The 13,041-nt window shown below is 43.8% G+C and carries 9 protein-coding genes; 6 read left to right on the forward strand and 3 right to left on the reverse strand.

Translation table 11 applies throughout. The features are described from left to right. Positions 1-271: 271 nt before the first annotated feature. Together MSHOH_RS12945 and MSHOH_RS12950 are read left to right on the forward strand one after the other, a co-directional pair. Positions 272-1,276 (forward strand): FecCD family ABC transporter permease, encoded by a 1,005-nt coding sequence (locus MSHOH_RS12945; protein ID WP_239450963.1) that lies wholly within the window; start codon positions 272-274, stop codon positions 1,274-1,276. Beyond that, a complete protein-coding gene (locus MSHOH_RS12950; RefSeq protein ID WP_048140200.1) occupies positions 1,270-2,064 on the forward strand; it encodes an ABC transporter ATP-binding protein in 795 nt (264 codons plus the stop codon). The genes MSHOH_RS12945 and MSHOH_RS12950 overlap by 7 nt, the downstream gene beginning before the upstream one ends. Positions 2,065-2,477: 413 nt before the next feature. On the opposite strand, the gene MSHOH_RS12955 is transcribed toward MSHOH_RS12950, so the two are convergent. From MSHOH_RS12955 to MSHOH_RS12965, 3 genes are all read right to left on the reverse strand, one after another. Beyond that, positions 2,478-3,803 (reverse strand): ABC transporter substrate-binding protein, encoded by a 1,326-nt coding sequence (locus MSHOH_RS12955; protein ID WP_048140202.1) that lies wholly within the window; start codon positions 3,801-3,803, stop codon positions 2,478-2,480. Positions 3,804-5,297: 1,494 nt separating this feature from the next. Continuing rightward, positions 5,298-7,100 (reverse strand): ABC transporter ATP-binding protein, encoded by a 1,803-nt coding sequence (locus MSHOH_RS12960; protein WP_052730862.1) that lies wholly within the window; start codon positions 7,098-7,100, stop codon positions 5,298-5,300. Continuing rightward, positions 7,097-8,908, reverse strand: coding sequence for an ABC transporter ATP-binding protein (locus MSHOH_RS12965; protein WP_052730863.1), 1,812 nt, complete (start codon positions 8,906-8,908; stop codon positions 7,097-7,099). Before MSHOH_RS12965 ends, MSHOH_RS12960 begins: the two co-directional genes overlap by 4 nt. A gap of 493 nt (positions 8,909-9,401) precedes the next feature. Between MSHOH_RS12965 and MSHOH_RS12970 the strand changes: the two genes are divergently transcribed. The 4 genes from MSHOH_RS12970 (at position 9,402) to MSHOH_RS12985 (ending at position 13,038) form a co-directional block, all read left to right on the forward strand. Continuing rightward, entirely contained in the window at positions 9,402-10,151 is a 750-nt protein-coding gene (locus MSHOH_RS12970) for a class I SAM-dependent methyltransferase (protein ID WP_048140204.1), read from the forward strand. A 278-nt stretch (positions 10,152-10,429) separates the two neighbouring features. Continuing rightward, complete coding sequence (nikB, locus tag MSHOH_RS12975; protein WP_048140206.1) at positions 10,430-11,359, forward strand: nickel ABC transporter permease; 930 nt, start codon at positions 10,430-10,432, stop codon at positions 11,357-11,359. Continuing rightward, on the forward strand, positions 11,352-12,242 hold the full coding sequence (nikC, locus tag MSHOH_RS12980; protein ID WP_239450964.1) for a nickel ABC transporter permease subunit NikC: 891 nt from the start codon (positions 11,352-11,354) through the stop codon (positions 12,240-12,242). The genes nikB and nikC overlap by 8 nt, the downstream gene beginning before the upstream one ends. After that, entirely contained in the window at positions 12,226-13,038 is an 813-nt protein-coding gene (locus tag MSHOH_RS12985; protein WP_052730864.1) for an ABC transporter ATP-binding protein, read from the forward strand. Before nikC ends, MSHOH_RS12985 begins: the two co-directional genes overlap by 17 nt. Positions 13,039-13,041: the final 3 nt, after the last annotated feature.

Consider the following 13,041-nt stretch of genomic DNA (forward strand, 5'->3'; position numbering starts at 1 on the left):
TATCAATTCCTGATACTCATTTCAGATCGTGTCAGGAAATTTCTATTCACAGTCTTGGCAGAATCCTACAAAGCCAAGATTTTTATAATATGAAAGCAATGAAGTGCTACTAAAAGTTAGAAAAATAACACTATCAAAGCCTGATGCTGTTTGGAGGACTCATGAATTTATGAATCGAACCACTGATAGGCATTGCTCTCCTGATGTTAATAAGACAGATATAAGTATTCAGGCGAAGTTTCGTCAATATAATTCGAGAAAAAAATTTTTTTTGACCAGTGTATCGGCAATGATTGTTCTTTTGGTCGGTATTGCAGCAGCCTTCGGCTCCTATGATCTCACCTTTGTTGAGGTCTATAGAATCATCTTTGGTGGAATCATTAATAGAATTTTTCTAGAATCAACCCTTCCCGATTCTGTCACTAGCACCATAATCTGGGATCTTCGCCTTCCCAGAATCTGCATGGCAATCGTTTCAGGTGCAAGTCTTGGGATTGCCGGTGCAATTATGCAAGGGGTACTCCGCAATCCATTGGCTGAACCATTTACGCTTGGCATCTCTTCTGCTGCCGCAATGGGGGCATCCCTGTCGATCATAGGCGGGATAAGGTTTTTTGGATCCTACAGTGTGGTAATCAACGCCTTCATCTGCGCTTTCGTTGCAACCATGGTTATCTACACGATCGCAAAAAGCAAGGGCATGACCCCTGAGACAATTATTCTCTCTGGAATTGCCATCATGTTCCTGCTTGACGCTGTCACATCCTTCATGCAGTATCTTGGCACTGCGCAGCAAGTTCAGGCAGTAGTCTTCTGGATGATGGGAAGTATTTCGGTTGCAGGCTGGGATGCTGTATTCATCGTCTTTCTGACTGCCATAGTTTCTATTCCATATCTGATATATAAGGCTTCAGATATCACTATCATCGGGGCCGGTGATGAGACCGCCCACAGCCTTGGGATAAATGTCGAAAAAGTACGAATGCAAACCCTCGCATTTGGGGCTCTACTCACAGCTGCAGTTACTGCATTCTGCGGGATTATAGGATTTGTCGGCCTGCTCTCCCCGCATATTACAAGGATGATCATCGGGGGAGACAACCGTTATGTTATTCCAGGATCTGCTATGGTAGGGGCAGTTCTTCTCCTTGGTGCAGATACAGTAGCAAGAACTATCCTCTCTCCAATGATCCTCCCGGTCGGAATCATGACCGCTTTTGTTGGAGTTCCATTCTTTATGTACCTTTTTATGCGTAAGGGGAGAGAATCATGGTGAAAGTTGATATCAATCAAGTATCCTTCAGTTATCCTAGTGCTGATGTACTCCATGATGTGACTTTCCAGATAGGGCCTGGAGAGATAACTGGTATCGTCGGTCCAAATGGTTCTGGAAAGAGCACTCTTATTAAGTGTATAGATACAATCCTTAAGCCAAAGGGTTCTATTCTACTCGATGGAACTAATGTTCTGAAGATGGATCCGGTTGAACGTGCCCGTAATATCAGCTTGGTTCCGCAGTATGAAACCAGTGCGATGGATTCGACTGTCTTTGAGACCGTGCTTATGGGCAGGAGACCACACTCGGCCTGGAGGATAAGGAATGAAGATATAAACAAGGTTGCAGAAGTTTTGGAATGCTTTGGTCTCACAGATATGGCTATGCAAAAATTTGTTAGCCTTTCAGGGGGTCAGAAGCAAATCACTATGCTTGCCCGTGCGATCTGTCAGGAGCCTAAATTTCTTCTTTTGGATGAACCAACCGCTGCCTTGGATATCAAAAATCAGCTTGAGGTACTTGACGTTATACGAAAACTTGTAAAGGAGCGAAACATGGCAGCTATCATTGCTATCCATGATCTAAATCTAGGGTCCCGTTACGCAGACTCAATCGTGATGCTCAAAGAAGGTATGATATTTTCTAAAGGAAAGGCAGATGAGTTATATACTTCGGATATGATTGAGAAAGTTTACGGTGTGGAATCTGTAGTATTGGAAGTGCTCGGAAAACCTCATGTCATTCCTGTAAGCCCAATGAAAAAAGAATCATTTGATCTAGCAGAGTAGAAGTCTTTTAAGGAAAACTTCATCAAATGAAGCAAATCAAAGATTTTTGCACTTTAAGCCTGAAAGTGGAGGCACCTCTTGAGCAGTTCCTCTTCATTTTTTCGACCTTAAGCTTGTCAGGCTCATCCCCATACTTGGACGGTATATGGAGCGCACCTTACCGCAGCCCTCATCAGTTTAAGTGCTTCAATTCTCCTAATGTTTCTTGTAAGCCTCTTTATTTCGGCGGTGGTCGAGGGGTAATTCCCTGCAAATATGGCTTGTTTTTGATTACAACGCAAATAAGTAGCAGACGATTCATACTGTTACAAGGGTAAACTAAAGGAAGGAGAAGATGGAAAAATACCCTCTTTTGCCTTTCACGGAACTAAAGACCTTCCTCATTATTATCTATAAGATGAAATTCCTTAAAATTAAGAAATATCTGGATAGATAAAAAGTCCATCCTTCTTAACATCCATATCCGGAAGTTTGAGGAAGTCGGTTACATATTTTTGGTGGATTGCATAGGGATCCATATCAGCCAGTTGATCCGGATACAAGGCCTTTGATATGTACAATGCACCAAGGCAATTGCTGTGAGACACAATGTTCACATCAACCAGGTATACCTTGTTATTCTTCACGGCATCTATAGAGCCAAACCCAGGCATTGCTTTGATTTTATCAAGTTCGGATTGGGCTACGGCCTTGTCCGTCAAACCATAACCTAATGCTACATCAAAATCTTCCATCACTATCACCTCAGGGTTCTTCATAATAACCACCTCAGGATCGATCTCGAAGTAGGACGCAGTATCCATGAGGTTTCCTTTTGTGCCTTTTGTATCTTTGGTCATGGTGTTTGCACCAAGGAATTGGAGAGTCTTGATCGTCGGGCATTCATCACCACCGCTTCCAAGAGCTTCACCTTTTCTTGGATACAGATAAATCACTTTTGCTCGTTCATCCTCGTTCAAGTCGGCAAGTTTATCGTGAACGTTACCTAAGGTATTTCCCATCCAGTCTACGTATCTGTTGGCTGAGTTTGGGGATCCGCAAAGATATCCGAGCATCTTTGCATACCCTAAGCTGTTCTGAATATCTCCATGATAGATCATGCTTAAGGGAGTTAAACTGGCTTCTTTCATCTTATTCATAAGTTCTTCATCAAAGTACTGATTCTGAACAACAAGGTCCGGCTTTAAGGCTACAATAGCCTCTATATCTGGTTCCGCTGCATCGCCTACATTCTTCACCTTACTAATCTCGGGAAGAATAATGCTCCGGGAAGCAGTGTCTTTATCAATTCCGACAATTTTGTCTCCAACTCCTATTACCTGGGCATTCTCGGCGATCATTTTGTCCAGCGAAACTATACGCTCAACAGGTGTCTTGACCCTTACAGGATTACTGTAGGAATCTTGCACAATCATTTCTGTTGCAGCTCCATCCATGATTGCCTTTACCTGCTCAACATCCTTGCTGTCCACTTTTCCATCGAGGTTAGCATCTGCAAGGGGTGTTGAGTCAGTTTTTCCTGCTCCAATCTGTTCTATTAGATCGATGTCTTGCTGATCAATATTCATATCCCCATTAGCATTTCCATAGATGAAAAGTGTAAAATTCATTCCTGTATCGAAAGTAGCGCTGGCGTTTTTTTCATAATCCGAGCTCATGGAGGTTTTCATAACTCCAAGTGCCAGAATTAATATTACTAAACCGATACCAAAATATAGATACTTGTTATTTTTGTCCATCATTTATCCTCAGTACGCATAAGATTTACATAATAACTGTTATTTTGCAAATCATGATAGATCATATTTTCCTTTATTCCTAGCCACAATAACAAACATAAAATTTGAATAACAAGCAAAAAAATGAAATCCATGTTTGTCTTAATTTTTTGCACTTGTCTGTTTTTCTTTTTGGGTAGTAATGTTGTTTTTTGTTTTTCAAATTCGTCAAACTACGTGGATCACCATCAAATTACAGGTGTGACTTGATCGCGGATGTAAAATTGGTTTCTCAGGCAGTATCACTTTCAGAATAAGTCATATCACATATATAGTTGTTATTAAAAGATTTCGTTTTTATCACTATTTGTTTTATTTTTTTGAATAAAATTCATATTTTGGCATATTTTAGATAATAAAATTATTGTTTTTTATGACTCATTTTTATGACTTTTCGCTGTTTTGTATGGGCTGTCGTATCCAAAAATAATTTCACATGTGTAAATCATTGGATATTTCGAAATATGATCATTATTGAATGGCTCAAAAGTTTAATCATTGAGAGACTTCATTTTAATCGAAGCCCAATAGAACGACTATGTGAGATGAAACAGATCTGAGTAGAAGGAAAAAATAGTAGTCATTAGTTTTTGATTTTACCCTAAATAAAAGAGTTGAAAAGAGAAATTATTTTGGAATAAAACTTGTATTAAATATTCCTGATTTAATTTCTTTAAGCACATATACTTTTGCATTTAGAGCCATTTTTGATAATTTATCGTAGAATATTACTAAGTATATAAATTAATACTAAATCACTAAAAAATATTAAAATATGACATATTTTAATACATACATGTTAACATTTAAATAATAAATCGTCATTGATATTGATATTAAAAAGGAATTACATATAGAAATTTAAAAATTAGATAAAAACGCAATGTCAACAGAAACACCACAACACGTGACAGAAACACTAAAACAAATAACAAAGAGATCGCCTCACCCACAATACCAAAAGAGGACTTAACTTTTGATCAGGGCTCAAACCAAATGATACGATGTTCAGGTGGTTAATCTTACAAGAGAGTGGTCTTCCCGATAGCATCTTAAACGACATTCTGCGAAATTTTAATGATCCCCGCAAAGGGAGTATTTAAAAGCTGCAGATGTCGCCAGGGAACTCCATAGAATTTTCGTTGGGATCTCTTCCTAAAAGCATAACTATTTTTTCATTTTCATTTTCATTTTCAGTGAAAGCATTCCATCTAATGTGTTTTCATTTGGATTCGGTTAAGGATTTTGAGCTGCTGATCTCGATTTCGACGGAAAAACTCAAATCCAAATGTTTAGTGTTTAAATTGAAATCGATATCAGATTCCAGTTTTGCATTTGATGAATAATTTAACAAATTTTATGAAAATCAATGCAATTGATAACGATTTTTTCCTTAACCGATGACCAATGAATGTGTTTTTCATACGAAAAACACTTTATTAATTAACAAGATCATCATACTCGAATTTTAAGAGGAGCAGATACCGGTCCGTATGTTTTTCCAGTAATAAGGCTTTCAAAACTCCCTCCTGCTCTTATTAATTCGTCGTATTTCCCGGATTCTGCTACACGGCCTTTGTCTAACATGACTACCGTATCCGCACTACGAATCGTCGAAGGACGGTGAGCTACAATAATCGTTGTCCTGTCCCTGGAGACCTCTGCCATAGCCCGGCGCACTGCGACCTCCGATTCGGTGTCCAGGCTGGAAACCGCTTCGTCCATGACCAGTATAGGGGCGTCCTTCAAAAATGCCCGGGCTATCGCAATCCTCTGGCGTTGGCCTCCCGAAAGCGTCTCGCCACGCTCTCCAAGCACGGTGTTCCACTTATCAGGCAAAGCCTCAATGAAATCAAGAGCAAATGCCCGACGGGCCGCTTCCCGAACTTCGGCGTCGGTAGCGTCACTCCGGCCGATGCGGATGTTTTCCCTCACTGAGATATTGAACAGGTAGACATCCTGAGGCACATAGGCGATCATATTCCGAAGATATTCCTGAGGGAACTGACGCAGATCGTGCCCGCCGATCCTGACCGAGCCTTCAGTAGGGTCCCATAGCCTGAGTAACAGATAGGTACAGGTCGACTTTCCTGCACCTGAAGAACCGACAAGTGCGACTGTCTCGCCCGGCGATACCGTCAGGTTCACACCCTTCAGTACTTCAGGTAATTTAGGGTCGTACCGGAACCTCACGTCTTCAAAGCGTACTTCCGGGATAATCGGCCCCTTGGGAGGGGAAACTACCCGATCGACGACCGAAGGCTGAGTGTTCATTATACCGAACACTCGGTCGGCTGCTGCCGCGGTCTGGCTGAGCTGTCGGGCGATATTCAGCAAGTGCATAACAGGTGAGAACGCCATTGCAGTGAGGACTGCTGCTACAGGGTATAGTGCAATGTTCATGTAGCCCATGATAGAGAGCCAACCTCCTAGCGCTATGGTGACGAACATTCCTCCCGCCAGCAATGCATCGCCGGCTCCACGCTCCATGCCGCTGCGACTCTCGTAGGCTACGTAAGTGTCCGAGTACTTCTGCTGGCTGGCATCGAGCCGGCTCATCGACAATTTTATCGCCCCGAAGGCCACGATCTCCTTCATGCCCTGGATGTAATCGATCACGTCTGCACTCATCGCTCCTGCCGATTCCCTGTGAGCTTTGCCCTGCGCTTCCGCCCGGCGAGCGAACCAGTCTGGCACCGTTACTGCGGCTATAAGGAACGGAGCAAGCACTATCATCAGGCTCCAGTGGATAAGCCCGATGAAGATCAGTGCTAAAGGTGTCACCACGATCGCCTGTAGAAACTCGGGCAGTGTGTGGGCAATGTATAGCTCCAGAAGGTTGACATCTGAGAGCGCGGATCGGGCCAGGTCGCCGGACCGCTGCTTGATCACATATGCCGGGGCAAGCTCGTCCAGTTTCCGGTATAGCGCCTTGCGAATCTCGGCCAGAGATCGGAACGCGATAACATGAGACCAGTAGCTGTTGAGGTTTGAGAGCCCGAATTGCGTAATGGTGAACAGGAGCAACAGCCCGATCACCGGCCATAGCTCGGCAACGGGAACCCCTGTGATTACCGCCCCCACGAGATACGCTCCGGTAACTGCCGATAGAACGCTGAGCACCTGAATCACAATGCTGGCAATCCGCACTTTCCAGAGATCCAGGTGATAGATGGTCAACAACCGATCAATGATTCTTACTTTTCGAAATACCTGTCCTACGGGCAAATCGAAGTGTGTGCTGTGTTCGTGGCTCATACACATTCCTCCTCGGCCCTGACCAGAGCACTGTAATTACCGTTGCAGCCGACCAGCTCCGTGTGCGTACCCGCCTCCGTCAGCCGGCCTTTTTCCAACACGTAGATTCTGTCGGCATCTCGAACTGTCGAAAGACGGTGAGAGATGATCAAGGTGGTTCTGTCATGGGCCAAACCGGCTATTGCTTCGCGAATCAGCGCTTCGTTGGCGACATCTACGCTGGATGTCGCCTCATCCAGGATAAGGATTGGAGCATCCTTCAGGATGGCCCGGGCGATAGCGATACGCTGGCGCTCGCCTCCGGACAACCGTACCCCCCTCTCCCCTATCAATGTGTCGTAGCCTTCAGGGAGAGTTGTGATGAACTTGTGCGCTGCAGCAGCCCGAGCAGCCCGCTCGAGTTCCTCCTGTGAAGCCGACGGTTTCGCCATCAACAGGTTATCACGTACAGTCCCATAGGACAGGAACGTGTCCTGGGATACGATCGAGTACATGGCATGTAAGTCGTCTGTAGGAATATACCGGATGTCTTCCCCGCCGAGCCTGACGACGCCGGCTTGCGGGTCAAAATACCTCATCAGGAGAGCGGTTACTGTCGTTTTGCCACTCCCGGAACGGCCGACCAGCGCGACTTTATCTCCTGGTTCAACCTCAAATGAAAGATTCTCGACCGCAGGAGCATCAGCTTTCCGGTACCTGAAGGTGATGTCTTCAAAGGCAAAGGAGTGGGGGATGGGGCTCGGGGTGGGTCTAGCGGGCACTGCCGCGAGAGAGACCGCTTCCAGGATATCTAACACGCCTTCGGCAGCGCCCATTCCGGAAAAGGAGAAGTGTATCGTCTGCCTCAGGTCAGTGACCGGGCGAAGCGCTTCTCTCACCAGCAACAGCACGAAGAGCAGACCGGCTGCAGACAGGGCACCTGCGTCCATGCGGATGGCACCGATAATGATAGCCACAGTGCCGCAGATCGCGGCGACCAGCCCGGGAGGGATACTCCACAGAATTTCATTCCGCAGAATGCCGATTTCCGCATCGTACAGGTCATTAGTCCGCTGGTAGAGAATTTCCCCTTGTTTTTGGCTTGCGTTGAAAGACTTCAACGTGACGATGCCCTGGATGTTATCGACGTACTCCGCGAATAGGCGGGGCATGGCGACAAACCAGATCTGTATCCCCTTGCCGACTCCCTTATAGATGGCGAGCGGCTGGATTAGGGCAGCAATCATCATAGCCCCGATGACCAGCCCGATGATCATGTCAACGTAGAGCAGTATCGCTACAATCGAGATACCGGCGGCGATAGACACTACGACCTGAGGCAGAAAGCGCCCGTAGTAATTCTGCAGGGCTTCGGCTCCGTCGACCAGCGTAGCCTGTATAACTCCGCTTTTCTGGTTCAGGACCCACCCGGGACCAAGCTCGTACAACTTATGGTACATGCGCCGTCGTAAAGACATGGCGATGTTGCTGGCAGTTCTGGCCGCGATACGATCGTTTTCCCGGATCATGGCCCATCGCAGGACGATAAGGAGCGCTACAGCGGCAAAGTACAGCCCGGATTCATGGAGCGGCGTTCCCGCAAACACTCCGTTGAGTATGAGGGCAATGAGCAGTCCCTGGATAATATAACTGAATGAGATGAGAAGGCCGAGAATGATAACGCTCCATAGCTTGCCGTACTCTCCGCGGCCGAGCTCAAGCACCCTGCGGTCGAATAGTTTCATTCTGTTCGCCCCTGTTGTAATCGAAAGCCCGCGCTTTGACTCAATCCGGGTATACTCTTTGACGACATCGGTTTTTTTTGACATGTGATCTCTCTGTTAACAACTGCATTTTGTCATTAATTGATGTAATTTCGGCTGTGTTCCTAGACTTATTGCTGACTTGAGGAGAATCAATTAAACGAATTTTTAATATATTTGCTAAAAATCATTTATAAATAACTTATTAATTAACATTAATAACAATATTTATATCATATTGATTAACATTTAAAGAAATTAGTAATAAAAATTAATAACTATAGCATTATTTGTAAGAAAGATAACATTTGTTAGCCAAATAACAATATATATCACACAAAATTATATTAAAAAGAATTGACAACAAAAAGTAATAAATTTGATATTTGTTATAAAAATGTTAGTCAAAGATGATTAAAACATTAAAGGTTATTTGGAAAAATGAAATATTAATTAAAAATCTATATATTTTTTCTAAGATATTGTCGAAAAAATAGTAATTCTACTAGAATTATCATGAATTTAGCCAAAAAATGTTGCATATTAGAGGGACAGTAAAATGAGTTTAAACATCCGCATTAAAAATTATTGGGAAGGCGAGGCGCAAGGTTACAGTGAATTTATTGATAATGAACTAAACGGCTTTGAGAGAAAAGCATGGTCCGATTTGGTACTGGAACACGCTCCCTCCAAAGATTCTCTTGACATACTGGATATTGGTACCGGACCGGGATTTTTTCCAATTGTCTTGTCACAGGGCGGACATAATGTTACTGGTATAGACTTAACAGAAAACATGATCGAGTTTGCACGTCTTAACCTTGCACGTGAAGGTGCTAGTGCAAAGTTGATGACTATGGACTGTCAGGATTTAAAATTTCCAGATAACAGTTTTGATCTGTTAGTTTGCCGTAATCTCACGTGGACACTTGACGACCCTGCCAGATCATATCAAGAATGGCACCGCGTCCTAAGACCCGGCGGGAGGATTCTTGTCTTCGACGCTTGCTGGTATCTGCACCTGTTTGATGAAAATATGAAAATAGCCTATGAGAAAAAGGAAAAAGAGATCCTTGAAAAATACGGGTACCCGGTGCACCGGCACAAGGACCAGGCTGAAGGCGAAGCACTCAGCCGGAAGCTGTTTATGAGTGACAAAGTCAGACCGCAGTGGGATTTGGATTTGATGCTTAAACTCGGATTTTCAAAGGTATTTGCAGATACTTCAGTGGGTGAACGGATACTCAATGAACAGCAGCAGGATATAAACAGTATGCATCCTCCATTTTTGGTGGGAGGAGAAAAATAAAAAAGACACACTAAATGTCGCGCCTTGTGGCAAAATATTTACGGCTTGTACAGCTCCTCCGTGGATTCTAAAAAAGATGTAACAGGCAAAGTGACAGTCGATCTTTTGTCTACAGAGTGCGGTTTTTAAGTATATCCGCGTTTATAAGTCGACACCCTCAACGAATTAATAAAGCAGCCAGCTTTTACAGGGCCCTTATTGAACCACAGTTGCAAAAATAGAAGAGATAGGAGAGGGTTCAAACTGCGAGTAACATCACAGGTACGGGAAGTGAAGTAATGCTTAAAAACATAGGTGAACGGCTGTTCACATTGATTCCGGTACTGCTGGCTGTTTCATTAGTAACTTTTATCCTTGGTAGCATGTCTTCCGGCGACACTGCACGTACACTGGCTGAAAAGAAATATGACAGGCCAACATATGAGCAGATTGAGGAAATAAGAACCGAAATGGGATTTGACAGACCGGTGCTCGTCCAATACGCCGATTGGCTTAAGGATGCGGTGAGGGGCAATTTGGGCTTTTCTTATTCAAATAACAAGCCTGTTGTTGACGAGATTGTTAAGTATTTTCCCAAAACATTACAGTTGGCACTTCTCGCACTATTGTTTTTAATTGTAATTTCATTTACTCTTGGAATCTTATCAGCGGTGTTTTCCGGCTCATGGATCGACAAGATTTCCAGGATATACTGTTTTTGGAGTGTATCAATGCCCGAATTCTGGTTGGGACTCATTCTGCTGTATATTTTCGGAGCTCGTCTTGGACTAATATCAGTGCTTGGTGGAAGTTCAATGAAATTTCCAATAATACCTGCTCTTACAATGTCTATATGCAGTGGTGGGATTTATGTCCGACTTGTTCGCACAAATATGGAGGAAGTACTGAATAAAGGATATATCCGTGCAGCCAGAGCAAAAGGCGTTAGTGAATATAACATTATAACAAAACATGCTCTCAAAAACGCAATGCTTCCTGTAATAAACAAGCTTGGAATTGGATTTGGCTCTTTGTTAGCTGGATCTGCCATTATCGAATCAATATTTTCATGGAACGGACTTGGAAAACTGGCTCTCGAATCTGTTAAGCTCAAAGATTATCCAGTAGTCCAGGGATATGTGCTGTTTATGGCTGTTTTGATGGTGTTAATTAACCTGGCTGTAGATATCGTATGCGGCATCATTGATCCGCGTCTTAAAAATGGATGAGGATGAACATATGATGCAGATCAAAATTCAAGCAATAAAGAGATTAAATGTATGGTTTCGTCCATCCAATGGCATTACAAATCGTATACTTACGCAAAAAGCACCAGTTTTCGGTCTTGTAATAGTGGCTTTGATCATCTTCATTGCCATAGCTGCATCTGTAATTGCTCCAAATGACCCACTTAAGGTAAATATGTCAATGCGTTTAGAAGGCCCAAGCTCATTATATTGGCTTGGCACTGATAATCTGGGGCGATGCATCGCATCTCGTCTGATTTGGGGAGCACGAATGTCACTGATATATAGCCTGTGCGTACTGGGTCTAATGATGGCAATTAGTATTCCGATAGGGCTCCTTTCCGGGTATGCAGGCGGTCGCGTGGACACGTTTATTATGCGGGTTACCGACATATTTTTATCACTTCCGACTTTTCTGATGGCACTAGCCGTCGCCGGTATGCTGGGACCCAGTGCGAAAAATATGATTATCGCCATGGCCAGCGTGTGGTGGTCGTCTTATGCAAGAATAATACGTGGTATGGCAATGCAGATGAAGCAGCAGGACTTTATGCTTGCAGCAAAAGCAGCCGCCTGTACTCACAGTCAGATTCTTTTCCGGCACATACTTCGCAATATCGCCTCACCAATTATCGTAATGGCCACACTTGAAATTGGTTCGATTATACTGGCAATTGCATCATTTTCTTTTATAGGGTTGGGTGCTCAGCCGCCTACGCCCGAGTGGGGTATTATGCTCAGCGATAGCAAAGAGTTTATCCAGACACAGCCGCAGTTGATGATTTATCCGGGGATTGCAATTATTATTACAGTCATGGCATTCAATCTTCTGGGGGAAGGACTGAAAAATGCAATACAAGATTGACAAGGGAGTTCGGAGTGAAAATGTGATATTAGATATCCGGGACCTTTCTCTGGACTACGTTATGCCGGATCAAAACATCCATGCCGTAATAGACTTGAAACTTGTTGCAAGAATGGGAAAAATCACCGCACTTGTTGGGGAAAGTGGCAGTGGAAAATCAACGGTCGCACTTGCGGTAATGGGTATTCAGGATAAAAATGCTGTCATCTCAAATGGTGAGATTTATTTGGCAGGGACAGATGTACTTTCTCTACCCAAAAAAGATAAGCGTTCTTATATATCTAACCGTGTCGGCATTATCTTTCAGGATCCAATTGATTCGCTGAATCCGTTATTAACTATTGGAGAGCAGCTGGTGGAGGCAGTCCTGATACATGAAAAAATAACAAAAAATCAAGCTCGCACCATTGCACTCAATCAACTTCTGGCTGTCAGCCTGCCGCAGCCAGAGGAATTGATGAAAAAGTACCCATTTATGTTGAGCGGAGGAATGTGCCAGCGTGTTATGATTGCCATCGCCAGTGTTTTCCGTCCACTGCTTCTTATTGCAGATGAGCCAACGACCGCTCTTGATGTAACGATTCAGGCTCAAATCCTGCATCAATTGGATTCTATGCGGAAGAGAGACGGAACTGCAATTTTGCTTATTACGCACGATTTGGGAGTCGTTGCAGAAATAGCAGACGACGTGTGTATCATGAAGGACGGACATATTGTGGAAAGCGGCACGGTAGACGACATATTTTATAATCCGCAACATGTGCATACACGCCAGCTACTGGCGGCGACGCTCTAAGAG

The sequence above is a fragment of the Methanosarcina horonobensis HB-1 = JCM 15518 genome, assembly GCF_000970285.1.
Lineage (GTDB): Archaea > Halobacteriota > Methanosarcinia > Methanosarcinales > Methanosarcinaceae > Methanosarcina > Methanosarcina horonobensis.

Bases quoted from the DNA above. Each gene is read 5' to 3' on its own strand.
- MSHOH_RS12950 (WP_048140200.1), top strand. From the start codon at position 1,270: ATGGTGAAAGTTGATATCAATCAAGTATCCTTCAGTTATCCTAGTGCT.
- MSHOH_RS12955 (WP_048140202.1), bottom strand. From the start codon at position 3,803: ATGGACAAAAATAACAAGTATCTATATTTTGGTATCGGTTTAGTAATA.
- MSHOH_RS12970 (WP_048140204.1), top strand. From the start codon at position 9,402: ATGAGTTTAAACATCCGCATTAAAAATTATTGGGAAGGCGAGGCGCAA.
- MSHOH_RS12985 (WP_052730864.1), top strand. From the start codon at position 12,226: ATGCAATACAAGATTGACAAGGGAGTTCGGAGTGAAAATGTGATATTA.
- MSHOH_RS12960 (WP_052730862.1), bottom strand. From the start codon at position 7,100: ATGAGCCACGAACACAGCACACACTTCGATTTGCCCGTAGGACAGGTA.
- nikC (WP_239450964.1), top strand. From the start codon at position 11,352: ATGGATGAGGATGAACATATGATGCAGATCAAAATTCAAGCAATAAAG.
- MSHOH_RS12965 (WP_052730863.1), bottom strand. From the start codon at position 8,908: ATGTCAAAAAAAACCGATGTCGTCAAAGAGTATACCCGGATTGAGTCA.
- nikB (WP_048140206.1), top strand. From the start codon at position 10,430: ATGCTTAAAAACATAGGTGAACGGCTGTTCACATTGATTCCGGTACTG.